The sequence below is a fragment of the Streptomyces lomondensis genome, from assembly GCF_014651035.1.
Classification (GTDB): Bacteria; Actinomycetota; Actinomycetes; order Streptomycetales; family Streptomycetaceae; genus Streptomyces; species Streptomyces lomondensis.
Genome location: NZ_BMWC01000005.1, coordinates 395168 through 419309, shown reverse-complemented (window position 1 = coordinate 419309; position 24142 = coordinate 395168). Strand labels below are relative to the sequence as shown.

The 24142-nt window shown below is 71.2% G+C and carries 19 protein-coding genes; 9 read left to right on the top strand and 10 right to left on the bottom strand.

What is annotated here, in order from left to right; translation table 11 throughout:
• Positions 1-10: 10 nt before the first annotated feature.
• Both IE255_RS20150 and IE255_RS20145 read right to left on the bottom strand, forming a co-directional pair.
• Entirely contained in the window at positions 11-1540 is a 1530-nt protein-coding gene (locus IE255_RS20150; protein WP_190051715.1) for a helix-turn-helix domain-containing protein, read from the bottom strand.
• A gap of 65 nt (positions 1541-1605) precedes the next feature.
• Positions 1606-1806, bottom strand: a complete 201-nt coding sequence (locus IE255_RS20145) for a DUF4236 domain-containing protein (protein WP_190051714.1) — start codon at positions 1804-1806, stop codon at positions 1606-1608.
• 278 nt (positions 1807-2084) lie between these two features.
• Between IE255_RS20145 and acnA the strand changes: the two genes are divergently transcribed.
• Complete coding sequence (acnA, locus tag IE255_RS20140; protein ID WP_308280872.1) at positions 2085-4802, top strand: aconitate hydratase AcnA; 2718 nt, start codon at positions 2085-2087, stop codon at positions 4800-4802.
• A 196-nt stretch (positions 4803-4998) separates the two neighbouring features.
• Here the strand turns inward: acnA and IE255_RS20135 are convergent, their stop codons facing one another.
• The 5 genes from IE255_RS20135 to IE255_RS20115 form a co-directional block, all read right to left on the bottom strand.
• Positions 4999-6354: an ABC transporter substrate-binding protein gene (locus IE255_RS20135; protein ID WP_190051712.1), complete on the bottom strand. Its 1356-nt coding sequence runs from the start codon at positions 6352-6354 to the stop codon at positions 4999-5001.
• 79 nt (positions 6355-6433) lie between these two features.
• Positions 6434-7714, bottom strand: a complete 1281-nt coding sequence (locus IE255_RS20130; protein WP_190051711.1) for a sugar ABC transporter permease — start codon at positions 7712-7714, stop codon at positions 6434-6436.
• Positions 7711-8490: an ATP-binding cassette domain-containing protein gene (locus tag IE255_RS20125; RefSeq protein ID WP_190051710.1), complete on the bottom strand. Its 780-nt coding sequence runs from the start codon at positions 8488-8490 to the stop codon at positions 7711-7713. Before IE255_RS20125 ends, IE255_RS20130 begins: the two co-directional genes overlap by 4 nt.
• Before the next feature lie 13 nt (positions 8491-8503).
• On the bottom strand, positions 8504-9586 hold the full coding sequence (locus IE255_RS20120; RefSeq protein ID WP_190051709.1) for a sugar ABC transporter substrate-binding protein: 1083 nt from the start codon (positions 9584-9586) through the stop codon (positions 8504-8506).
• Positions 9583-12069: a SpoIIE family protein phosphatase gene (locus IE255_RS20115; protein WP_190051708.1), complete on the bottom strand. Its 2487-nt coding sequence runs from the start codon at positions 12067-12069 to the stop codon at positions 9583-9585. The genes IE255_RS20120 and IE255_RS20115 overlap by 4 nt, the downstream gene beginning before the upstream one ends.
• Positions 12070-13232: 1163 nt before the next feature.
• Here IE255_RS20115 and IE255_RS20110 point away from each other — a divergent pair.
• Positions 13233-14150, top strand: a complete 918-nt coding sequence (locus tag IE255_RS20110; RefSeq protein WP_190051707.1) for an aminoglycoside phosphotransferase family protein — start codon at positions 13233-13235, stop codon at positions 14148-14150.
• A gap of 108 nt (positions 14151-14258) precedes the next feature.
• Here IE255_RS20110 and IE255_RS20105 read toward each other — a convergent pair whose 3' ends face one another.
• Positions 14259-14903 carry a TetR/AcrR family transcriptional regulator gene (locus tag IE255_RS20105; protein WP_229906494.1) on the bottom strand — a complete coding sequence of 215 codons (645 nt, stop codon included), beginning with the start codon at positions 14901-14903 and terminating at the stop codon, positions 14259-14261.
• Between the two features lie 126 nt (positions 14904-15029).
• Between IE255_RS20105 and IE255_RS20100 the strand changes: the two genes are divergently transcribed.
• Together IE255_RS20100 and IE255_RS20095 are read left to right on the top strand one after the other, a co-directional pair.
• Positions 15030-16097 (top strand): glycoside hydrolase family 113 protein, encoded by a 1068-nt coding sequence (locus IE255_RS20100; protein ID WP_190051705.1) that lies wholly within the window; start codon positions 15030-15032, stop codon positions 16095-16097.
• 61 nt (positions 16098-16158) lie between these two features.
• A complete protein-coding gene (locus IE255_RS20095; RefSeq protein ID WP_190051704.1) occupies positions 16159-16845 on the top strand; it encodes an alpha/beta fold hydrolase in 687 nt (228 codons plus the stop codon).
• A 107-nt stretch (positions 16846-16952) separates the two neighbouring features.
• Here IE255_RS20095 and IE255_RS20090 read toward each other — a convergent pair whose 3' ends face one another.
• Positions 16953-18044, bottom strand: a complete 1092-nt coding sequence (locus IE255_RS20090; RefSeq protein WP_372487530.1) for a lytic polysaccharide monooxygenase auxiliary activity family 9 protein — start codon at positions 18042-18044, stop codon at positions 16953-16955.
• A 330-nt stretch (positions 18045-18374) separates the two neighbouring features.
• Here IE255_RS20090 and IE255_RS20085 point away from each other — a divergent pair, with 330 nt between their 5' ends.
• Positions 18375-18644: a hypothetical protein gene (locus tag IE255_RS20085; RefSeq protein ID WP_229906493.1), complete on the top strand. Its 270-nt coding sequence runs from the start codon at positions 18375-18377 to the stop codon at positions 18642-18644.
• A 123-nt stretch (positions 18645-18767) separates the two neighbouring features.
• Positions 18768-19178, top strand: coding sequence for an MmpS family transport accessory protein (locus IE255_RS20080; RefSeq protein ID WP_190051702.1), 411 nt, complete (start codon positions 18768-18770; stop codon positions 19176-19178).
• A gap of 137 nt (positions 19179-19315) precedes the next feature.
• On the opposite strand, the gene IE255_RS20075 is transcribed toward IE255_RS20080, so the two are convergent.
• On the bottom strand, positions 19316-20332 hold the full coding sequence (locus tag IE255_RS20075; RefSeq protein WP_190051701.1) for an acetylxylan esterase: 1017 nt from the start codon (positions 20330-20332) through the stop codon (positions 19316-19318).
• Positions 20333-20561: 229 nt separating this feature from the next.
• Between IE255_RS20075 and IE255_RS20070 the strand changes: the two genes are divergently transcribed.
• The 3 genes from IE255_RS20070 to IE255_RS20060 are packed head-to-tail and all read left to right on the top strand — an operon-like array spanning position 20562 to position 24124.
• A complete protein-coding gene (locus IE255_RS20070) occupies positions 20562-21554 on the top strand; it encodes an ABC transporter permease (protein WP_190051700.1) in 993 nt (330 codons plus the stop codon).
• A complete protein-coding gene (locus tag IE255_RS20065; RefSeq protein ID WP_190051699.1) occupies positions 21548-22420 on the top strand; it encodes a carbohydrate ABC transporter permease in 873 nt (290 codons plus the stop codon). Before IE255_RS20070 ends, IE255_RS20065 begins: the two co-directional genes overlap by 7 nt.
• Positions 22421-22465: 45 nt before the next feature.
• Positions 22466-24124: an ABC transporter substrate-binding protein gene (locus IE255_RS20060; protein WP_190051698.1), complete on the top strand. Its 1659-nt coding sequence runs from the start codon at positions 22466-22468 to the stop codon at positions 24122-24124.
• The last annotated feature ends 18 nt before the right edge of the window (positions 24125-24142 follow it).

Below are 24142 nucleotides of genomic sequence, written 5' to 3'. Positions count from 1 at the left end.
CATCTTCTGGTCAGATGTCCCGGAACGTCTCGATCTGCGCCCCGATGGAGTTCAGCCGCTCCGCCAGGTCCTCGTACCCCCGGTTGATGACGTACACGTTGCGCAGCACCGACGTGCCCTCGGCCGCCATCATCGCCAGCAGGACGACCACCGCGGGGCGCAGGGCCGGCGGGCACATCATCTCGGCGGCGCGCCAGCGGGTCGGGCCCTCGACCAGGACGCGGTGGGGGTCCAGCAGCTGGAGCCGGCCGCCGAGGCGGTTCAGGTCGGTCAGGTAGATCGCGCGGTTGTCGTAGACCCAGTCGTGGATGAGGGTCTTGCCCTGCGCGACCGCCGCGATCGCCGCGAAGAACGGGACGTTGTCGATGTTCAGGCCGGGGAACGGCATGGGGTGGATCTTGTCGATCGGCGCCTCCAGCTTGGAGGGCCGGACGGTGAGGTCCACCAGCCGGGTGCGGCCGTTGTCCGCGAAGTACTCGGGCGTGCGGTCGTGGTCGAGGCCCATCTCCTCCAGCACGGCCAGCTCGATCTCCAGGAACTCGATCGGCACCCGGCGCACCGTCAGCTCCGACTCGGTCACGACGGCCGCCGCGACCAGGCTCATCGCCTCGACCGGGTCCTCGGAGGGGGAGTAGTCCACGTCGACGTCGATGGTCGGTACGCCGTGCACGGTGAGGGTGGTGGTGCCGATGCCGTCGACCTTGACGCCCAGGGCCTCCAGGAAGAAGCACAGGTCCTGGACCATGTAGTTGGAGGAGGCGTTGCGGATGACGGTGGTGCCGTCGTGCCGGGCGGCGGCGAGCAGCGCGTTCTCGGTGACCGTGTCGCCGCGCTCGGTCAGGACGATCGGGCGGTCGGGGCTGACCGAGCGGTCCACCTGGGCGTGGTACTGGCCCTCGGTGGCGGCGATGTCCAGGCCGAACCGGCGCAGCGCGATCATGTGCGGCTCGACCGTGCGGGTGCCGAGGTCGCAGCCGCCGGCGTACGGCAGCTTGAAGTGGTCCATGCGGTGCAGCAGCGGGCCGAGGAACATGATGATCGACCGGGTGCGGCGGGCCGCGTCCGCGTCGATCGCCGCCAGGTCCAGCTCCGCCGACGGCACGATCTCCAGGTCGACGCCGTCGTTGATCCACCGGGTGCGCACTCCGATGGAGCCCAGCACCTCCAGGAGGCGGTAGACCTCCTCGATGCGGGCGACGCGGCGCAGCACCGTGCGCCCCTGGTTGAGCAGTGAGGCGCACAGCAGCGCCACGCACGCGTTCTTGCTCGTCTTCACGTCGATGGCACCGGACAGCCGGCGCCCGCCGACGACCCGCAGATGCATCGGACCGGCGTAGCCGAGGGACACGATCTCGCTGTCGAGGGCCTCCCCGATCCGCGCGATCATCTCAAGGCTGATGTTCTGGTTGCCGCGCTCGATCCGGTTGACGGCGCTCTGGCTGGTTCCGAGCGCCTCGGCCAGCTGCGACTGCGTCCAGCCCCGGTGCTGCCGGGCGTCACGGATGAGCTTGCCGATGCGTACGAGGTAGTCGTCTGCCATGAGGTTGAGGTTATCTCAGATATGAGATGGGGCGTCGACGGGGGGTCCATTCGGGTGACGGGGCGTCAATGCCGCCTGGTGGTACGGGTGCGCCGCCACCCGAAGGGTCCGGGCAGGTCCATGGATGTCGTACGACGTCCCGTGCTGCTGCGGGTGTGCCGCGGGCCGTTCTTTCCGCCGCCGGTGGTGATGGACCAGGAGCGCTTGTTGATGTTGAGCCGCACCCCCGGAAGGATCCGGAAACTCTTGCGGAACGTGAGCGGCATGCCTGTCTCCTCTCCGTCTTGCGTGGATACCTGGTCGTGCGTGGATACCTGGTTCGGATACCCGGGAAAAGGGCGCGCATGGCCGCACGGCGGACACCGGGGCATGACCAACCGCCCCGGGTGTACTAGAGTTATCTCGACATCGAGATATCTGCCGAGGAGCACCGCAGCCGCCACTCGGTAAGGCATACCTAACTTAGCCTTACCTTAGCGGATCGGTCGAGATGCCGTGGCGGCAGGATCGTGGTGGTACGCGCACATCAATGAAGGAGACTGTCGTGTCGGCGAACAGCTTCGACGCCCGCAGCACGCTGCAGGTGGGCGACGAGTCGTACGAGATCTTCCGGCTGGACAAGGTGGAGGGCTCGGCCCGCCTTCCCTACAGCCTCAAGGTCCTGCTGGAGAACCTGCTCCGCACCGAGGACGGCGCGAACATCACCGCCGACCACATCCGTGCCCTCGGCGGCTGGGACTCGCAGGCCCAGCCCAGCCAGGAGATCCAGTTCACGCCGGCCCGCGTGATCATGCAGGACTTCACCGGCGTTCCCTGCGTCGTGGACCTCGCGACCATGCGCGAGGCCGTCAAGGAGCTGGGCGGCGACCCGGCCAAGATCAACCCGCTGGCGCCGGCCGAGCTGGTCATCGACCACTCCGTCATCGCCGACAAGTTCGGCACCGCCGACGCCTTCAAGCAGAACGTCGACCTGGAGTACGGCCGCAACAAGGAGCGCTACCAGTTCCTGCGCTGGGGCCAGACCGCCTTCGACGAGTTCAAGGTCGTCCCGCCCGGCACCGGCATCGTCCACCAGGTGAACATCGAGCACCTGGCCCGTGTGGTGATGGTGCGTGACGGCAAGGCCTACCCGGACACCCTGGTCGGCACCGACTCGCACACCACGATGGTCAACGGCCTGGGCGTCCTCGGCTGGGGCGTCGGCGGCATCGAGGCCGAGGCCGCCATGCTCGGCCAGCCGGTCTCCATGCTCATCCCGCGCGTCGTCGGCTTCAAGCTGACCGGTGAGCTGCCCGCCGGCACCACCGCCACCGACCTGGTGCTCACCATCACCGAGATGCTGCGGGGGCACGGCGTCGTCGGCAAGTTCGTCGAGTTCTACGGCGAGGGCGTCGCCGCCACCTCCCTGGCCAACCGTGCCACCATCGGCAACATGTCGCCGGAGTTCGGCTCCACCGCCGCGATCTTCCCGATCGACGACGAGACCATCAACTACATGCGGCTCACCGGCCGCAGCGAGCAGCAGCTCGCGCTGGTCGAGGCGTACGCCAAGGAGCAGGGCCTCTGGCTGGACCCGAAGGCCGAGCCGGACTTCTCCGAGAAGCTGGAGCTCGACCTGTCGACGGTCGTCCCCTCCATCGCCGGCCCGAAGCGCCCGCAGGACCGCATCGTCCTCGCCAACGCCGCCGAGCAGTTCAAGCAGGACGTCCGGACGTACGTCAACGACGAGTACGAGGCCAGCAAGGAGTCCTTCCCGAGCTCCGACGCCCCCTCGTCGATCCCGAACGGCGCCCCGTCCAACCCGGTCACCGTGACCGCCCCCGACGGCACCTCGTACGAGATCGACCACGGCGCGGTGACGGTCGCGGCCATCACCTCCTGCACCAACACCTCCAACCCGTACGTCATGGTCGCCGCCGCGCTGGTGGCCAAGAAGGCGGTGGAGAAGGGCCTGACCCGCAAGCCGTGGGTCAAGACCACCCTCGCCCCGGGTTCGAAGGTCGTCACCGACTACTTCGAGAAGGCGGGCCTGACCCCGTACCTCGACAAGGTCGGCTTCAACCTCGTCGGCTACGGCTGCACCACCTGCATCGGCAACTCCGGCCCGCTGCCGGAGGAGGTCTCCAAGGCCGTCAACGACCACGACCTCGCGGTCACCTCGGTCCTCTCCGGCAACCGGAACTTCGAGGGCCGTATCAACCCCGACGTCAAGATGAACTACCTGGCGTCCCCGCCGCTGGTCGTCGCGTACGCCATCGCCGGCTCCATGAAGGTGGACATCACCAAGGACGCCCTGGGCACCGACCAGGACGGCAACCCGGTCTTCCTGAAGGACATCTGGCCCTCCGAGGCCGAGGTGAACGAGGTCGTCGCCAACGCCATCGGCGAGGACATGTTCTCCAAGTCCTACTCGGACGTCTTCGCGGGCGACGCCCAGTGGCAGGCGCTGCCGATCCCGACCGGCAACACCTTCGAGTGGGACCCGCAGTCGACGTACGTCCGCAAGCCCCCGTACTTCGAGGGCATGACGATGGAGACCACCCCGGTCTCCGACATCTCCGGCGCCCGGGTGCTCGCCAAGCTGGGCGACTCGGTCACCACCGACCACATCTCCCCGGCCGGCGCCATCAAGGCCGACACCCCGGCCGGCAAGTACCTCACCGAGCACGGTGTCGAGCGCCGCGACTTCAACTCCTACGGCTCCCGCCGAGGCAACCACGAGGTCATGATCCGCGGCACGTTCGCCAACATCCGCCTGCGCAACCAGATCGCGCCGGGCACCGAGGGCGGCTACACCCGCGACTTCACGCAGGACGGCGGGCCGGTCTCCTTCATCTACGACGCCTCGCAGAACTACCAGGCCGCCGGCATCCCGCTGGTCGTCCTGGCCGGCAAGGAGTACGGCTCCGGCTCGTCCCGTGACTGGGCCGCCAAGGGCACCGCGCTCCTCGGCGTCAAGGCCGTCATCGCCGAGTCCTACGAGCGCATCCACCGCTCGAACCTCATCGGCATGGGCGTCCTGCCGCTGCAGTTCCCGGAGGGCCAGTCCGCCGCCTCCCTCGGCCTGACCGGTGAGGAGACCTTCTCCATCTCCGGCGTCACCGAACTGAACAACGGCACCACTCCGCGCACGGTGAAGGTCACCACCGACACCGGCGTCGAGTTCGACGCGGTCGTCCGCATCGACACCCCGGGTGAGGCGGACTACTACCGCAACGGCGGCATCATGCAGTACGTGCTGCGCAGCCTGATCCGCAAGTAAGCGGACCGGTACGGCAGTTCAGGGCAGTTCGAGGGCCGCGTTCCCGGGTGACCGGGGGCGCGGCCCGCGCCGTTGCGGGCAGGACATCGCCGGGGCTCAGACAGAACACAGGGTTCCCCCAGCGGACCGGGACAGGATCGGTACATGTCTGGCAGGTCGCGGCGGGCCGGGCGCTGCCAGCGGGCCGGCCGCGCCCTCACTCCCCGCGGTACTTCGCCGCCGCGGCCTGCGCCAGGTCCTGCGACTTGTCCAGGGCCGCGTCCACCGACTGCTGCCCGGCGATGGCCGCGGCGATCTGCTGGGAGACCGCCGTACCCAGCACGGCGAACTCGGGAATGCCCACGAAGCCGATGCCGGTGTACGGGCGGGGGGCGACGCCGGGGTTCCTCGGGTCGGCGGAGTCCGTCGCCGCCCTGTACTCCTGCCGGTACCAGGCCGCCGCGGCCTGCTGGTACTCGGGGTTGGCGTACAGCGACCTGCGGTTCCCGGCGGGCGCCGCGGTCCAGCCCAGATCCCGGCCGACCTGCGCCTGGTACTCCTTGGAGGAGGCCCAGGAGATGAACTCCCAGGCGGCGTCCTTCCGGTCGGAGGCCTGCTGGATGCCCCACGCCCAGGTCCACAGCCAGCCGGCCTTCTCGGTCCGGTGGTGCGGGGCCGGGACGTAGCCCACCTTGCCCTTGACCGAGGAGCCGTCGGCCTCGATCGACGAGGCCAGGGACGTGGCGTCGTACATCATGGCGCACTCGCCCGCGACGAAGCGGTCGAGGATCTCCAGCACGCCCATCCGCTCGGCGCCGGGCTGGCCGTGCGAGCGGACCAGGTCGACGTAGAACCGCACGGCCTCCTTGAACTCCGGTGAGGTCAGGCGGGCGTTCCAGTCCATGTCGTACCAGGCGCCGCCGAAGGTGTTGACGACCGTGTTGATCGGGGCGAGGTTCTGCCCCCAGCCGGGCAGGCCGCGCAGGCAGATGCCGCTCGCGCCGTCGGTGCCGTCGACCCGGGCGGCGAGGTCGGCGACCTGCTCCCAGGTCGGGTCGGGCGGCATGGTCAGCCCGTCCTTGCGGAAGAGGTCCTTGCGGTACATCAGGAAGGAGCCCTCGCCGTAGAAGGGCTCGGCGTAGAGCCTGCCGTCCTCCCCGGTCAGCGACGCGACCAGGTTGGGGAAGACGTCCTCCTGGTCGAAGTCCTCGTCCGCCTTCACGTAGGAGTCCAGCGGGGCGAGCCAGCCGTGGTCCGAGTAGATCGGCACCTCGTACGCGCTGACGCTGGCCACGTCGTGGTTCCCCGCCTGGGTGGCGAACTCGCGGTTCATCCGCTCCCGCGCCTCGTTCTCCGGGAGCAGGGTGTAGTCGACCGTGATGCCGGTCTCCGCCGTGAAGTGCTCCTTGGTGAGCCGTTCGAGGGTCTGCATCTGGGGCGCGTCCACCGCGAGCACGCTGAGGTCGGCCTGTTCCCCGGCGCCGGGCGGATCGGTGTCGGCGCACCCGGCGAGGGCCAGGCCCGCGGCGACCGTGGCGGCCACGGCCCCCCTGACGAGGCGGCTCCGTGTCATGGCATCCCGGCCCTTACCCGTTTTTGCCTTTTTCTAGGCATACCGGGACAAGAGGCAAACCGGGACAAGTGGGCGCAGCTCAGGGGCGCCCCCGCCGGGCCTGGGCCCGTCTGGACAGCGCGTCGGCCGCGACGGCGGCCAGCAGCACCCCACCCGTGATCATGAACTGCAAGGCGTCCTGGACGCCCAGCAGCCCCATGCCCGAGGCGATCGAGTGGATGACCAGCACCCCGAGCAGCACCGACCAGGGCGAGCCCCGCCCGCCGAACAGACTCGTGCCCCCGATGACGGCCGCGGCGATGGCGTTGATCAGCAGCATCCCGGAACCGGCGGCACGGGCGGTCGTCGGGCTCGCCGAGGTGAGGCCCGAGGCCACGAACAGCCCGCCGACCGCGGCCAGCGTCCCCGACACCATGAACATCGCCACCCGCACCCGCTCCACCGCGATGCCCGCCCGCCGCGCCGCCTCGACCCCACCGCCGAGCGCGTACACCCGACGCCCGTAGCGGGTGCGGCGCAGCACGTAGTCCGAGACCACCAGGACCACCAGGAAGATCAGCAGCGCGAGGGGAAGCCCCTGGAACCGGTTCAGGGTGTGGGCCGCGGCGAAGGCGACCACCGCGAGCAGAGCGGTGCGCAGCCAGGTCTCGCTCATCGGCCGGTACGGCATCCCGGCGGCCCGGTGGCGGCTGCGCCTGCGGCGGGCGGTCAGGAGATACCCGGCCGTGCCCAGCGCCGCGACCGCGTACGCCGCCGCGTCGGCACCGAAGTGCCGGCTGGTCAGGGACGCGACCAAACCCTCCTCGTCGATGTTGATCGTGCCGCTCGCGCCCAGCAGGTAGAGCGTCAGGCCGTTCCACACCAGCAGCCCCGCGAGCGTCACCACGAACGCGGGCACGCCGAGCCAGGCGAAGAAGAACCCGTGGAAGGCGCCCACGGCCGTCCCCGCGACCACCGCCACGATCACCGCGAGCCACTCCGGCACCCCGTGGTTCACGTTCAGCACGGCGAACGCCGCCCCCGCCAGGCCGCTGACGGAACCGACCGACAGATCGATCTCCCGGATCAGCAGCACGAACACGATGCCGACGGCGACCAGGCCGGTCCCGACGATGTCCACGCTGAGGTTGGACAGGTTGCGCGGCGAGAGGAACTTGTCGTCCAGGATCTGGAAGACGACGCAGATCACGATCAGCCCCGCGACGACCAGGAGCGGCCCGCGCTCGCCGTCCCGCACACTGCCGCGGACGTCCGAGGCGTACTCCCGCAGGTTGTCCTGCCAGCCGCGGGCGCGCGGCCGCCGGCCGGTGGTGACCGGCCCGGCCGGCCCGCCGTCCCGGTGCGGTCCGCCGCGGCTCACGGCCACGCCTCCTCGTCGCCCCTCGACCGATGGGCCACGGCGTTGTCCGCCGCCCCCGTGACGGAGGAGATGATCTGCTCCTGCGTCACCGTGCTCACGTCGAACAGGCCGTTGTTGCGGCCCAGCCGCAGCACCGCGACCCGGTCCGCCACGGCCTTGATGTCGCCCATGTTGTGACTGATCAGGATGATCGCCATCCCGCGGTCGCGGACCTCCTCGATGAGGTCGAGCAGATGGCTGGTCTGCTCGACGCCCAGGGCGGCGGTGGGCTCGTCGAGCAGCAGCACCTTGGGCGCGCCCATGAGCGAGCGGGAGATCGCGACGGCCTGCCGCTGACCGGCGGAGAGCGCCGCGACCGGCATGCGCACGTCGGGGATGCGGATCGACAGGGTGCGCATCAGGTCGCGGGCGCGGCGCTCCATCTCCACCTCGTCGAGGATGCCCACCCGGTCGATCTCCCGGCCGAGGAAGAGATTGCCGACGACGTCCAGGTTGTCGCACATGGCGAGGTCCTGGTACACGGTCGCGATGCCCAGGGCGTGGGCGTCGTGCGGGCGTTTGATCTGCACGAGCCGCCCCTCCCACTCGATGACGCCCCGGTCGGCGGGGCTGACACCGGAGATCACCTTGATGAGCGTGGACTTGCCGGCGCCGTTGTCGCCCGCCAGGGCCACGACCTCACCGGCCCGGACCTGAAGGTCCACGTCGACGAGCGCCTGGACGCCGCCGAACCGCTTGGAGATGCCGCGCAACGCCAGCACGGGCGGATGGGCCACGGGAACCACCTCCTCATCGGGTGAGTCCGGCCCGGTCGCAGTCCGGCCGGAGCTTCGGGGGACAGATCTGGTCGATCGTGTAGACGCCGTCCTCGACGAGCGTCCGGCCGATGTTCTCCCGCGTCACCGCGGTCGGGGTGAGCAGGATCGACGGGACGTTCTCGGTGGTGGGGCTGTCCACGCTCGTCGTGACGAGGTTGTCGATGTCGTTGCCGCGCGCCAGGGCGACGGCCATCGCGGAGGCCGCGTCGGTCTCCAGCCGGAAGGGCTTGTAGACGGTCATGTACTGCTCGCCCTCCACGATGCGCCGCACGGCGTCCAGGTCGGCGTCCTGGCCGGTGACCGCGGGCAGCGGTGAGACCCGGGCGCTCTTGAGCGCCGCGACGACACCGGCGGCGATCGAGTCGTTGGCCGCCAGCACCCCGTCGATCCGGTCCGGGCCGAGGGCGCTGATCGCGGCGGACATGTGGTCGTGCGCGTTCTCCGTACGCCACCCGAGGGTGTCGTACGACCTGGCGATCCGCACCCGGTCCTGGAGGACGGCACGGGCCCCGCCCTCGTACCAGGCGGCGTTGGGGCTGGCCGGGTCGCCGTTCACCATGACCACGGTGCCGCCGTCGGCCCTGGGGCCCATGCCCCGCAGCAGGGCCTCGCCCTGGAGTCTGCCGACCTCGCCGCCGTCGAAACTGACGAACCCCGAGATGGGGCCCTCGGCGAGCCGGTCGTAGGCGACGACCGGGATGTCCGCCCGCTCGGCCGCCCGGACCGAGGAGCGCAGGGCCCTGGGGTCGACGACGTCCAGGATGAGCGCCGAGACACCTCTGGTGATCATGGAGTTCATCTGCTGCCGCTGGCTCGCCGCGTCGTTCTCGGCGTTGGCGTACACCACCCTGCACTCGGAGCACAGCTCCTTCACCCGCTTCTCGATCATGGGCTTGTCGGACTGCTCCCAGCGCGGCACCGCGCGGCTGGGCAGGAGCAGCCCGATGGTCAGCCCGTCCTCGCCGTCCGCGCCGTTCCCGGCGCACCCGGCCAGGGACAGCGCCATCACGACCGCCAGCAGGCCGGCGGACAGCCGCCACTTCGGGCCTCTCATCGCGGCCCCCTCTCCTCGGACCGGCCCCGGTCCGGGCCCCGGCCTCTGTTCCGGTCGCGGTTCCGGCTGATGCCCCAGCCCCGGTCCCGGCCCAGGCTCCAGCCCGACTGGCGCGCCTTCTCCGGCTCGACCCGCCGTTCCGGTTCCGGTTCCGCCTCCGGCGGTTGTGCCGGCTCCGGTTCCGGACGGGACACCACGATCTCGCTCCACACCTGCTTGCCGCCGCCGACCGGCACCGAGCCCCAGGCCGCCGACAGGGCCTCGACCAGGAAGAGCCCCCGGCCACCCGTCGACTCCCAGTCCACGACCACCGGCTTGGCGGGCGAGCGCGGCGAGGAGTCGCTCACGGTCACCCGCAGCCGGTCCGCCGCCAGGGTCAGATCCAGCCGGACCGGGCCCTGCGTGTGCACCAGCGCGTTGGTGACCAGCTCCGACACCACCAGCAGGACGGTGTCGGCCTCGGCCACGATGTCCCACGACCGCAGCGTGCGCGCGCTGAACCGGCGGGCGTGCATCACCGCGTCCGGCAGCCGCCACACCACCCAGCCCGCCCGCACGGGCCGCACCCGCATGCCGTCGTAGCGCAGCAGCAGCAACGCCACGTCGTCCTCCCGGCGGCCGGTCTCGCCGAGCAGCTCGTCCGCCATCCGCCCCGGGTCGGCGGGGTCGGCGGCGGCCAGCGCCTCGCGCACGAGCCGCATGCCCTCGTCCAGGTGGAGGTCGGACGACTCGACCAGGCCGTCCGTCACCAGCGCGAGCACCGAGCCCGGGGCCAGCGCGAGCGCAGTCAGCGGGAACTCCGCGTCCGCCAGGACGCCCAGCGGGAGGCCGCCCTCGACCGTGATCTCCTCCGTGCTGCCGTCGGGGTGGCGCACCAGCGGGAACAGGTGCCCGGCCCGCACGAACAGCGCGTTGCCCTCCTCCATGTCCAGCTCGACATAGCAGCAGGTGGCGAACAGATCGGTCTCCATGCCGACGAGCAGCCGGTTGGCGTGCGAGACGACCACGTCCGGCGGATGCCCCTCCACGGCGTAGGCCCGGACCGCGGTCCGCATCTGGCCCATGATCGTCGCGGCCCCGGCGCTGTGCCCCTGCACGTCTCCGATGACCAGGGCCACCTTCCCCTCCGACAGGGCGATCACGTCGTACCAGTCGCCGCCCACCTGGAGCCCGCGCCGGGCGGGCAGGTAGCGGGCCACGGCGATGCCGCCGGGCAGCCGGGGGAGCCGGCGGGGGAGCAGGCTGCGCTGGAGCATCGTCGCGAGTTCCTGCTCGGCGTCGTAGGCGTGCGCGCGCTTCAGGGCCTGCCCCACCAGTCCGGCGGTCGCGGTCAGCAGGGCCCGCTCCTCCGGGGCGAACTCGTGCGGGTCGTCCCAGCCGACCAGGCACACCCCGGCCACCCTGCTCTTCGCGGGCAGCGGCAGGACCGCGAGCCCGCCGGGGCCGATCCCCGCCAGCCCTGGTTCCAGCACGGCGCCGGCCGGCCACAGGCTCATCCGCCCGTCCCGCAGCGCCGCCTGAAGCGTGGGCAGGGCGCTGACCGGCGCGTCGGGCCACTCCGAGCGCCACTCCGAACGCCACAGCTCCGGCCAGGCACCGGCGCCCGGCGGATCGAGCACGGTCACCGCGAGCCGGTCCTCCAGCAGCTCGGCGAGCGCGACCCGGTCGGCACCCAGCGGCTCGCGCAGCGCGGCGACCACCACGCGGCTGACGTCCCGCACCGTCGTCGCGTCGTCGAGCGCGGCCGTCAGCCACTGGATCCGGGCCACGTCGCTGGCGCCGCGCCGCAGCACGGGGGCCGCGGTGACGACACCCAGCACCCGCTGCGGAGTTCCGTCGGGCCCCTTCAGCACCCGGCAGCCCAGGCGCAGCCAGCACAGTTCACCGGTGGGCCGGCGGATCCGGAACTCCAGCTCCCGGCGGCCGGGGGTCTGCGCGGACGGTTCGATGACCGACAGCAGGGCGGGGACGTCCTCCGGGACGCTGTAGGAGAGCAGGGTGTCGGTCTTGCCGTCGAAGCCGTCCTCGCGGATGCCGACCAGGTCGAGCAGGGCCGGGTCCGTCTCGACCAGGCCGGTGCCCGGCGTCAGGGCGAAGGAACCCACCCCCATGGCCCGCAGGGCGGAATCCAGCAGCGGCGGGGGAGCCGACCGGTCGGCCTCGCCCCGGAGCCGCCCGGCGACCGCCTCGGCATACCGCTCCAGGAACTCCCGCTGCTCGCCCCCGAACCCCTCCCCGGCCTCGCCCACCACGACGAGACACCCCAGCCCGCCCCCCGCCGCCCCCAGCGGCACCGCCCCGAGCGGCGCGGAGGCGGCCGCGTCGTCGTCCCGACCGGTGATCCCGGCGCCGACGCGCAGAGGTCCGGCGGGCAGGGGTCCGGTGGGCAGGGCACCCCGGACCCACAGGGCCCGACCGCTCCGATACGCCTCGGCGACCACGGCCGCGCCGCCTCCCGGCTCACGTGCTTCCGGTGCGGACACGGGGCGGTCGGTTCCCGGTGAGGGTGTGTCGCTGTTGTGGGGTCCGGGTGAGGTGTTGTTCGGCTGCAGGGGGCTATCGGTTTCTGGCTGCGGCGGGGATGCGCCGCCGTTGTGGGGTCCGGGCGGGGTGATGTTCGGCTGCGGGGGGCCGCCGGCTCCTGGCTCGGGCGGTGCGGGCACGGGGCGGTCGGTTCCCGGCGGGGACGCGTCGCCGTTGTGTGGTCCGGGCGAGGCGATCTCCGGCTGCGGGGGGCCGCCGGTTCCTCGCTCGGGCGGTGCGGGGGCGGGCCGAGCGGCGCCCGGCGGGGCTGCGTCGCCGTTGTGCGGTCCGGGTGAGGCGATCTCCGGCTGCGGGGGGCCGCCGGTTCCTCGCTCGGGCGGTGCGGGGGCGGGCCGAGCGGCGCCCGGCGGGGCTGCTCCGGCTGCGGGGGGCCGCCGGTTCCTCGCTCGGGCGGTGCGGGGGCGGGCCGAGCGGCGCCCGGCGGGGCTGCGTCGCCGTTGTGTGGTCCGGGTGAGGCGATCTCCGGCTGCGGAGGGCCGCCGGCTCCTCGCTCGGCCGGCCCCGGCGCGTCGCCGTCCCTCCGCACCGCCGGGCCGTCCATCACCGGCGAACCCCCCGACACCCGTACGCGCCCCGCCAACCCGTACCGCTCGGGTCCCAGCCCGGCCGACTCTGCCAACCGGAGCTCCGTACCGTCCTCGCTCCGTACGTACACCGCCGCCAGCACCACCCCGGCGAACGCCAGGACCCGCTCCCGCGCGGCGAGCTCCGGCGCGGGACGAGACGGACCGGCAGCCCCGTTCCCCGGCGCCCGGAGGCCGGGGGCCGCGGCCCGGGCATCGCCGTCATGGGGCATGTCCGCGTCCACCTCCCGTCCATGCCGCGAGTACCGGCAGGTGGGAGTCCCCGGAACTCAGGCGACGACGACGCGGGCACGGGACCGGCGGCGCAGGGTCACGCCTCCCATGGCGGATCCACGCCGCACATGAGCGGCAGGGCACCCACACAACAGAATCGCACACCTGGATAACCGCGACATATGGGGCGGACGCTCCTTCAGTGCCGACGCGGTCCGGGCGCCAGACGGTTCCCGGTCGTGTGCCGGACCGCCTTCCGGCACACGGTCGGCGACCGGGGCACCACCCCGCTAACGTTGCGCCGCATGGCCCACACGGAGACCGACATCACGGCGGACCTGATCCGGGACCTGCTGCGCGACCAGCACCCCGACCTGGCCGACCGTCCCCTGGAGCTCGGTGCGCGCGGCTGGGACAACCAGCTCTGGCGGCTCGGCGACGACCTCGCCGTCCGGCTGCCCTGGGCCACGCCGGCCGCGGACGCGCTGCTGCGCAAGGAGCACGCCTGGGTGCCCGCCCTCGCCCGCCGGCTTCCGCTGCGGGTACCCGTGCCCCAGCGCCTCGGCGAGCCCTCCGAGCGGTTTCCGCGGCCCTGGATCGTCACCACCTGGGTGCGGGGCACTCCAGCCGACCGTGCCCCCGCCACCAGTGCCGTGGAGGCGGCCGACGCCCTGGCCGCCTTCCTGACGGCACTGCACCGGCCCGCTCCCGCCGACGCGCCCGTGGGCCGCGGCCGGGGCGGATCGCCGACGGAGTACGCCGACGGCTTCGCCCGCCATCTCGCCTCGGCCACGGAAGCGGGGCTGATCCCCGACCCGGACGCCGTCCGCGCGGTCTGGGAGGACGCCGTCACCGCGCCCGACTGGCCGGGCCCGGCCGTGTGGCTGCACGCCGATCTCCATCCGGCCAACATCCTCACCGCGGAGGGCACCTTCTGCGGCGTGATCGACTTCGGCGACCTCTGCGCGGGCGATCCGGCCTGCGATCTCGCCGCGGCCTGGACACTCCTGCCGGACGGCGCCGCCGACCTCTTCCTCGACGCCTACCGGCCGGTCCCGGACGCCGCGACCATCCGCCGCGCCCGCGGCTGGGCGCTCCTGCGGGCCCTCGCCTGCCTGCTCATCGGCGAGGCCGGCCGCCAGGGCCGCCCGGGCGGCAAACCCACCTGGGGCCCACCCGCCCAGGCCACACTGCGACGCCTCATCGCCACACACCACCGCTGAGGCGCGGTTGCCGCCGAGGGCCGCCGACCGCGGCAGCCGTGACCATGAGCTGCACCCGCTGGACGCTTGACCATGCGATGCACCACGCGTGACCCTGCGATGCGCCCGCTAGCCGGCTGACGCGCCGCCGGCCGGACCCCGGCCACGGACCAACGGCAGGAAGACCTCGTCGACGATCTCGGTGAGGACGGCATCCGGCACCGCCGGGACGCCGCGCGTCACGTACTCGTTGCGCAGCAGCGCCGTCGGGGCCGAGGCGACCCGGGGGTGCAGCGCCTCGGGCGCGGCCTCGCCGCGGGCCACCGCCCGGCCGAGCAGCGTCAGCCACGCCGCCTCGCACGCGTCACCGCCGGCCCGCGGGTCGCGCCGCAGCTCGGCCAGGAGCTCCTCGGTGCCGTCGGCCGCCGCGATCAGGCCGCGCAGGATCTCCCCGTACGGCGACGACCACGTGCTGTTCGCGCGCCGCAGCATCTCCAGGGCGTCGCCGCGCAGCGACCCGGTGTCCGGCGGTGCGGTCTCCGCCGCGGCCAGGCGGCGGTATGCCGCGACGCCGAGCACGAGGCGGTTCGGCCAGCGCCGGTACAGCGCGTTCTTGTTCGTGCCGGCCCGCCGGGCCACCTCCTCCATGGTCAGGCCCGCGACGCCGGACTCCGTCAGCACCTCGGCCGCGGCCTGGAGGATCGCGTCCTCCAGCACGGCACCCCGCCGCCGCGTCGCCGCGGCCCGCCGCCCCTCCTGCCCGGCTCGTGCCACCGATCGTCCCCTCCGCATCGCGTACCGAAATTTACGGTACGCATCGTACTTCCCGGCGTGCCGTAGCAGCCGCCTTGCTTCCTAGTTAAGGTACGAGAAGTACCGTAATCAGAAGGGGGACCCGCCGTGCGCGTCTTCGGTATCACCTACGACACCGGCTTCACCTCCGCGGGAACCACCACCCGCGAGCCCTTCGACCCCGCCACCGTCCGCCGCGAGATGGGGATCATCCGCGACGAACTGCGCTGCGACGCCGTCCGCGTCACCGGCGGCGACCGTGACCGCCTAGAGACGGCCGCGCGGCACGCCGCCGATGCCGGACTCGAGGTCTGGTACTCGCCGTTCACCAACGGCCTCACTCAGGGCGAACTCCTCGACTTCCTCGCCGACAGCGCTGCCCGCGCCGAACGGCTGCGCCGCGCCGGCGCCGGCGTCGTCTTCCTCACCGGCTCGGAGATCTCCCTCTTCACGGCCGGCTTCCTCCCCGGCGACACCGTCGAGGAACGCGCCGCCGTCCTGACCGACCCGCGGCGGCTGCGGGCCGCGCTGCCCGGCCTGCCCGCCCGGATCAACGCCTTCCTCGGCGAGGCGGTCGCCGCCGTGCGGACCCGGTTCGGCGGCCGGGTCGGATACGCCTCGCTGCCGTTCGAGGGCGTCGACTGGGCGCCCTTCGACGTCGTCGCCACCGACGCCGGCTACCGCGACGCGCAGACCGCCGACCGGCTGGCCGACGGCCTGCGCTCCCTCACCGCGCACGGCAAGCCGGCCGCCGTCACGGAGTTCGGCTGCACCACCCACCGCGGGGCCGCCGACCTCGGCGGCCGGGGCGACACAGTCCTCGCCTGGGACGAGAGCGCCCGCCCCGTACGGTTCACCGCCCCCGTCACCCGCGACGAACAGGAACAGGCCGACTACCTGCGCGAACTCCTCGACACCTTCGACCGGTCCGGCATCGACGCGGCCTTCGTCAACACCTTCGCCCGCTACGACCTCCCGCACGCGGAAGCCGACGACGAGCACGACTTCGACAAGGCGTCCTTCGGCATCGTCAAGGTCCTCGGCGGCGGCCGCACCGGCACCGCCTACCCCGGCCTGCCGTGGGATCCCAAGGCCGCCTTCCACGCACTCGCGGAGTACGGCCGCGGCCGGACCCGTGGGGCGCAGGCGGTCGCCGGCAGACCGGCAGCGCATTGAGCGGATTGTCAGTGCCTCCCCCTACGGTGACCTCCACGCAGCGGAAGAAGGGGAATCGACCATGGACATCCTGCTCATCGGGGGCATGTGGCTGAACGGATCCGTGTGGGACGGCGTCGCGTCCGCGCTGGAGCCGCTCGGCCACCGCCCGGTGCCGCTCACCCTCCCGGGCCAGGGGGACGGCTCCGCGTCCGCCACGCTCGACGACCAGGTGGCGGCGGTGCTCGCCGCGGTGGACGCGGCGCCCGGCAAGCCCATGGTGGTGGGGCATTCCGTCGCCTGCACGCTGGCCTGGATCGCCGCGGACCGGCGGCCGGACCGGCTGGCCAAGGCCGTCCTCATCGGCGGCTTCCCGGCCGCCGACGGGCAGCCGTACGCCGACCTCTTCGAGGTGCGGGACGGCGTCATGCCCTTCCCGGGCTGGGGCCCCTTCGAAGGGCCGGACGCCGCCGACCTCGACGACGCGGCCAGGAAAGAGCTGGAAGCCGCCGCGATCCCCGTGCCGGCAGGCGTGGCCAAGGGGGTGGTACGGCTGACGGACGAGCGCCGGTTCGACGTCCCGGTCGTCGCCGTGTGCCCGGAGTTCACGCCCGCGCAGGCGCGGGAGTGGATCGACGCCGGCGATGTCCCGGAGCTCGCGCGGGCCAAGCACGTCGACCTCGTCGACATCGACTCGGGCCACTGGCCCATGGTGACCCGGCCCGCCGAGCTCGCCCGGATCCTGGCGGCGGCGGCCGACGCGGCCTGACGGTCGCACTCGCCCCCGGGCACCCCTCACCTCGCACCGGCACCACCGCGCGACGGGCCCGGCGACCGGAGCCTCACCGGTCACCGGGCCCGCACGAAAGCGACGGTTCAGCCCACCCGGCAGGGCAGGCTCGTCGTACTGTCACCCCCGGAGCCGGAGACGACGTAGCCGAACGTCGTACTCCTGCCCGGATCCAGGGAGCCGTTCCAGCCGGCGTTGTGGACCATCACCGCCTGGCCGTTGTACGTCGCGTTGCCGCTCCACAGGCTCTCGACCTTCTGGCCGGCCGGCAGGGTCCAGTCGACCATCCAGCCGAGCATCGGGACGGTACCGGTGTTGGTGACGGTCACCTCGGACTGGTAGCCGCCGTTCCAGGTGCCGGTCGTCTTCCGCGTGGCCGTGCACGTCCCCGGCACCGGCTCGGACGGGTTGCCCGGCTGCTTGATGCCGGTCACCTCGCCCTTGCCGCCGTCGAAGACGACGTCCGAGCAGGAGTAGAAGGTCTCCTGGCTGTCGGAGCGCTGCCAGACCATGTAGATGATGTGGCGGCCCGACTTGCCCTCGGGGAGCTTGCCGGTCCAGGAGTAGTTGGCCTCGACCGTGCCCGGGGAGCCGTTCAGCGGCGGGTGGTCGACGCTCAGGAACGGCCGCTCCTCCATGTCGTTCCAGGTGAGCGTCTTCGTCGGGTCGAAGCCGTCCTTGGTGATGTAGACGTAGAACCAACCCGGGTGCGCCGCCCAGGCGTTGTACGAGAAGTCGACCGTCGCACCCGAGGTGAGATGGGTCAGCGGCCAGTCCTTGCTGGGCGTGTTGAACCCGGTGAAGTTGGTGTTGCCGCCGCTGCACAGCTCGCCGTCCGGTACGAAGCCCCGGGTGCGGCCGGCGCCGTCCGAGCGGAGCACCGAGAACCAGTTGTAGAACGGCGTGGTGCCGCTGACCTGCTGCGCGGCCCGGCACGCCGGGTTGACCGGCTTGATCTCACCGGTGTCGGTCAGGCCGTCCTGCCAGCACAGGAAGGTGCGGCTGCCGGGCTTCATCGGGGTGCCGTGCGCTTCCGCCTCGCCGCCCGCCGACATGACCAGGCCGAGGGCGGGGACGGTGATGACGAGGGAGAGCAGGACCAGGAACAGGGCTCTGGCCCGGGTGTGGAGTGCTGATCGAGGCGCCGGGGCGCCCCCCGACGGTGTTGTCATGATCATGACAGCATCATCCGTTTCTTCGGGTACGGGTCTGCGGATGCGTGTGCGGGGATGCGCGGAGTGGGAGCGACTCGAGGGCGGGTTCCGGTCCACCGTTATGGGAGCGCTCCCACCCCGCTGTTGCGGAAGTTAGCGCCGGGCGGCGCAGTTGTAAACGGTCGTGGCACGACGGGGCCGCTCGGCGCCTCGACGAAAGGAGCCGGCGCCCTCTCGGCGGCGGCGCAGGGGCCGTTCAGGTGATGGACGACGCGCGCTTTCCCCGCCCTCCCCTCAGACTTCGGGTGAACGGACGGTGCGCCGACCCGACACCAGGAGGCAGTCATGACGTGCATGCCGAACGAAGACGCGGAGTTCCACAACGCGATCAAGGAAGTCTTCCTCAAGTATCCGGAAGCACAGGGGAAATACGCGCTGTCCAGCCTCCAGCTGGAAAACGAGATGGCGATCGACTGGGAAAACGAGGTCGGGGTCTCGCGGATCGAAGACCGGAAGATCATCACCGAGTTCGTGGACCGGAAATCGGTGATCCGGATGCAGCTCTGCCTGAAGTGGAATTTCGATTACACCGAATGCCTCCACTGGATTGAGGCGCCGGAGTGACACCACCCTCCCCCGGCCGGGTGGGTGACGGAGGCCGGAACCGGCCTCGTGCGCAACCAAGTTGACTTTGCTTTCCCTTTGGGATTGGCTGCGGCTCCGACCTGTCACGATCCGGGGGGATCCTTGAACCGCACCATCCGCGCAGCCGTCTGCGCCGTCGCCGTCACCGGTCTCGCGCTCGGCCTCAGCTCCTGCTCCGAGGCGGTCGACCAGGTCGACAAGGCGGTGGACGAGACGTACGAGGTCACCTACGAGGTCACCGGGAAGAACGTCGACTCGATCGAGTTCCACGCCGGGGGCGGCAAGGCCATGGAGCCGAAGGTCGAGTCGGTGTCGAAGCCCGAGCTGCCGTGGAAGAAGACGGTCACGCTGCGCGGCATCATGCCCGCGGCGGTCATGCCGGTCGCCGCGGACCCCGAGGGCGCCCAGATCACCTGCAAGATCATCCACAAGGGCAAGGTGCTCGAGGAGCAGAGCGCCGACGGCCTGGTGACCGCCGGGGGCTGCACCGCGGAGTCTCCGATCACGGGCTGACCCCGGGCCGCCCGGCCGGGGCGGCGCGGCCCGGCGGCCGCGTCCCGCCGGCCGGGTTCAACCGGCCGCACCCCGAGCGGACTTGAACGGCCCCTCGGGAAGGCAGCCGACGCTCGACGAGCCCCTACGACGACCCTCTACGACGACCCTCTACGGTCATCGCCCCCGGCAGCCAACACCACCGACAACCAGCCCAGTTGGCGGCGCACCTGTACCGCGTCACCGCCCTCGTGGCCGTTGAACGGATAGGCGTGGAGCTCCTTGCGCGGGTCCGTGCCGGTCAGTTCGGCATAGCGGTTGAACGCCGCGTACGCCCCGCTCGGCGGGCAGACCGTGTCGCGCAGGCCGACCCCGAAGTGGGCCGGGGCCTGGGCGCGGCGGGCGAAGGACACGCCCTCGACGTAGGACAGCGTGCGGTAGGCGGCGTGCTCGGCGCCCCGGTGGACGGAGAGGCAGGCGGCGATCTCGCCGTACGGGCCCGCGTCCGTGAGGTCGAGGGCGCGGCGGATGCCGCACAGCAGCGGGGCGGTGACGAGCAGCGCCGCCAGGTCCGGGACGAGTCCCGCGACCGCCAGGGCCAGGCCGCCGCCCTGGCTGTTGCCGGCGGCGACGGTCCGTGCGCGGTCGACGCCGGGCAGCTCCCGTACCGCCGCGACCGCGCGGACCGCGTCGGTGATCAGGCGGCGGTAGTGGTAGTCCTCGGGGGCGAGCAGTCCGCGCACCGCCGGGCCCGGGCCGCCCGGCGCGCCGGTGTGCGGGTCGGGCGTGTCTCCGCCGCAGCCATACTGGTCGCCCTGGCCGCGGTTGTCCATGAGCAGATGCGCGTACCCGGCGTTGACCCACGTCAGACGCTCGTGCGGGAGGCCCCGGCCGCGCCCGTACCCGGCGAACTCGACGACGGCGGGCAGGAGTTCGCGGGACTCGGCCGGTTTGCTGAACCAGGCGCGCACCGGGTCGCCCGCGAAGCCCCGGAACGTCACGTCCCAGGTCCGCGTCAGCCGCAGGCCCGTCTCCACCGGCCGCACCGACACCAGCGGATCCGCCTGTCCGGCCTCCTTCAGGGTGCTCCGCCAGAACGCGTCGAAGTCGGCGGGCTCCTCGATGTCCGGGCGGTAGCGCTCCAGTTCCGTCGGCGGCAGGTCGAACGCGGGCACGGCGGCACCTCGCAGGAGTCGGTGGTCATCCAGAAACTTGCGACGAGGGACGGGGGGAAGCCCCTGGGGTCTACCCAGGTTCGACGAATTTCCAACGCGGCACACACGCCCCGGCCGACTCCCGCAGCACCCATTGACAGCGCTTTCCCCTGCCCTTAAGTTGCCGCGAAGTTACCGGTAAGCGCTCGAAAGTTTCGGTTCCGCGTCCCACCCACGGGAGGCCCGAGCAATGAGCACGTCCACCACGTCGGCCCCGCCGGGCACCGAGGACCCGCCTCCGGCCAAAGCCGCACGCCGACGCGGCAAGCGGGACCCCGCCCGGACCGGCTGGCGGCGGGCGCTGCGCCGCGACTGGCAGCTGTACTCGCTGGCGATCCTGCCGCTGCTGTTCTTCCTGGTCTTCCGCTATCTGCCGATGATCGGCAACGTGATCGCCTTCCGCCGCTTCGAGCCGGGTGGCTCCATCCTCGGCGAGCAGTGGGTGGGTCTGCGCTATGTGCGGATGTTCCTCAGCGACCCCACGTTCTGGCAGGTGTTCCGCAACACCCTGTGGCTCGGCGGGCTCACGCTGCTGTTCTGCTTCCCGATCCCGATCGTGCTGGCGCTGCTGCTCAACGAGGTGCGCCGGACCTCCCTGAAGCGGTTCGTGCAGTCCGTGTCGTATCTGCCGCACTTCCTGTCGATCGTGATCGTCGCGGGCATCACCATGCAGATGCTGGCCACCGACGGCCCGGTCAACCACATGCTGGGCTGGTTCGGGCACGAGCCGATCCGGTTCCTCCAGGAACCCGAGTGGTTCCGCACGATCTTCGTCGGCTCGGAGATCTGGCAGACCGCCGGCTGGGGCACGATCCTCTACCTCGCCGCACTCACCACCATCGACGAGGACCTGTACGAGGCCGCCCGCATCGACGGCGCCAACCGCTGGCAGCAGATCTGGCACGTCACCCTGCCGGGCATCCGGCCCACCATGATCACCCTGCTGATCCTGAACATCGGCACGTTCATGGCGGTCGGCTTCGAGAAGGTCCTGCTGCTGTACAACCCGCTGACGTACCCGACCGCCGACGTGATCTCCACGTACCTCTACCGCACCGGTGTGGAGTCCAACAGCTTCAGCTACGCCGCCGCCATCGGCCTGTTCGAGGCGATCATCGGCCTGGTCCTGATCACGTCCGCGAACCAGCTCTCGCGCCGCACAGTGGGGACGAGCCTGTGGTGAAGCCGAGTCGCTCCTACCGCGTCTTCCAGGGCATCAACGGCGTGATCCTCACCCTCGTCGTGGTCGTGACCCTGTACCCGTTCGTCAACATCATCGCCCGCTCGTTCAGCGGGGAACGGCAGATCCGCTCCGGGGAAGTCACCCTGTGGCCCAAGGGGTTCAACCTCACCACGTACGAGATCGTCTTCTCCGACTCGGTGTTCTGGCGCAACTACGGAAACACCGTGTTCTACACGGCCGTCTCCACCGCCGTCGCCATGGTCCTGACGACCTGTTACGCCTACGTCCTGTCCAAGAGGAACCTCAAGGGGCGCGGCGCGCTCGTAGGAATCGCCGTGTTCACCATGTTCTTCACCGGCGGCCTGATCCCCAACTACGTCCTGATCACCAGCCTCGGCCTGAAGAACTCCGTCTGGGCCATCGCCGTCCCGAACGCCATCAGCGTCTTCAACCTGCTGGTGATGAAGGCCTTCTTCGAGAGCCTGCCGGACGAGCTGGAGGAGGCCGCGGAGATCGACGGGCTCAGTACCTACGGCATCCTGCTGCGGATCGTGCTGCCGCTGTCGAAGGCGGTCGTCGCGACGATGGTGCTGTTCTACTCGGTGTCCTTCTGGAACTCCTGGTTCGCGGCGTTCCTGTATATGGACAAGACCGAGTTGATGCCGGCCACCGTCTACCTGCGCAACCTCCTCGCGGGGGCCACCGGCGGCGGCAACGCGGGGGCCACCACGGAGCAGGGCAGCCAGGTCGCCGCGAACATCCAGGCGGTCACCATCGTGCTGACCTCGCTGCCCATCCTCTGCGTGTACCCGTTCGTCCAGCGCTACTTCGTCTCGGGCGTGATGCTCGGCGCGGTCAAGGGCTGACCGCCGCACCTCTCCTCACAGTGCTTACGGAACAAGGGGGTTCCCGTGAAGAACACAGGACAGCTGTCGCGGCGCCAGATACTCGCCGCCGCCGCATTCACCGGCCTCGCCACGCTCACCGGCTGCGGCAGCGGCGACGACGGCGGGGACGGCAAGGACCTGTCGAAGAAGCGGAACGGCGCGATGAAGAACTACCGCGTCGGCGACCGGTTCAAGGCGACCAAGCCGCTGACGTTCACGATGCTCTACAACAACCACCCGGGCTACCCGCTGAAGAACGGCTGGCTGCTCTGGAAGGAGCTCGAGAAGCGCACCGGTGTCACCTTCAAGCTCACCTCCGTCCCGCTGAGCGACTACGAGAAGAAGCGCAGCCTGCTCATCGGCGCGGGTGACGCCCCCTTCCTGATCCCCAAGACGTACCACCCGGGCGAGGTCGCGTTCGTGTCGTCGGGCGCGATCCTCCCGGTCAGCGAGTACGTGCACCTGATGCCCAACTTCCGCGACAAGGTCAGGAAGTGGAAGCTGGAGCCCGAACTGGACTCCATCCGCCAGGCCGACGGCAAGTACTACCTGCTGCCCGGCCTGCACGAGAAGATCAAGTCCGGCTACTCGCTGTCCCTCCGTACGGACGTCCTCGACAAGCTCGGCCTGAGCCTGCCCACGACCTGGGACGAGGTGTACGAGGTCTTCAAGGCGATCAAGGCGGAGTACCCCGACCGCTACCCCTTCTCCGACCGCTGGAGCACCAACACCACGTTCCCGGTCGGCGCCCTGATGAGCTACCTCGGCCAGGCGTACGGCGTCCAGGCCGGCTGGACGTACCAGAACACCACCTGGGACGGCGACGCGAAGAAGTTCGTCTTCACCGGGGCCACAGAGGCCTTCCGCCAGGTCGTCGAGTACCTGAGGAAGCTGGTCGCCGAGAAGCTGATGGACCCGGAGAGCTTCACGCAGAACGACGACGAGGCGCTGAAGAAGCTGCTGTCCGAGAGGTCCTTCGCGATCAGTGCCAACCCCCAGGAACTGGTGCAGAACTACCAGTACAACCTGCCCAGGCAGGTCAAGGGCGCGAAGATGGAGATGGTGCCGGTGCCGCTCGGTCCCGCGGGCCCGGTCGTCTTGGGCGGCACCCGTCTGGAGAACGGCCTCATGATCTCCAGCAAGGCCCTGGAGAGCGACACCTTCGTCGCCATGATGCAGTTCGTGGACTGGCTGTGGTACTCCGACGAGGGCCAGCGGTTCGTGAAGTGGGGCGTCGAGGGCGTCACGTACACCAGTTCCGGGCCCGGCCGGTACAAGGTCAAGGAAGGCATCAACTTCATGGGCTCCGACCTGGAGGCCCCGAAGGACCTGCAGAGGGATTTCGGCTTCTACAACGGCGTCTTCGCCTACGGCGGAGACTGGGCGCTGGTGTCCTCCTCGTTCAGCCCGGCCGAGAGGAAGTTCCAGGAGGCGATGGCCCAGCGCAAGGAGCTGCCCATCGACCCGGCCCACCCCCTGCAGGCCGTGGAGCAGGAGCAGGCGACCCTGTGGGAGACGCCGCTCAGGGACCACGTCACGCAGAACACCCTCAAGTTCGCCCTCGGCAAGCGCCCCATGTCCGAATGGGACGACTACGTCGCCGAGTTGAAGGCGAAGAACATGGACCAGTTCATCGACCTGCACAACAAGGCGTACGAGCGGTTCAAGAAGGAGAACGGGTGAGCCGCGTCCCCCGCTCCG

Coding starts and splice junctions, on each gene's coding strand:
- IE255_RS20150 (WP_190051715.1), bottom strand. CDS start 1,540: ATGGCAGACGACTACCTCGTACGCATCGGCAAGCTCATCCGTGACGCC.
- IE255_RS20145 (WP_190051714.1), bottom strand. CDS start 1,806: ATGCCGCTCACGTTCCGCAAGAGTTTCCGGATCCTTCCGGGGGTGCGG.
- IE255_RS20135 (WP_190051712.1), bottom strand. CDS start 6,354: ATGACACGGAGCCGCCTCGTCAGGGGGGCCGTGGCCGCCACGGTCGCC.
- IE255_RS20120 (WP_190051709.1), bottom strand. CDS start 9,586: ATGAGAGGCCCGAAGTGGCGGCTGTCCGCCGGCCTGCTGGCGGTCGTG.
- IE255_RS20110 (WP_190051707.1), top strand. CDS start 13,233: ATGGCCCACACGGAGACCGACATCACGGCGGACCTGATCCGGGACCTG.
- IE255_RS20095 (WP_190051704.1), top strand. CDS start 16,159: ATGGACATCCTGCTCATCGGGGGCATGTGGCTGAACGGATCCGTGTGG.
- IE255_RS20090 (WP_372487530.1), bottom strand. CDS start 18,044: ATGATCATGACAACACCGTCGGGGGGCGCCCCGGCGCCTCGATCAGCA.
- IE255_RS20085 (WP_229906493.1), top strand. CDS start 18,375: ATGCCGAACGAAGACGCGGAGTTCCACAACGCGATCAAGGAAGTCTTC.
- IE255_RS20070 (WP_190051700.1), top strand. CDS start 20,562: ATGAGCACGTCCACCACGTCGGCCCCGCCGGGCACCGAGGACCCGCCT.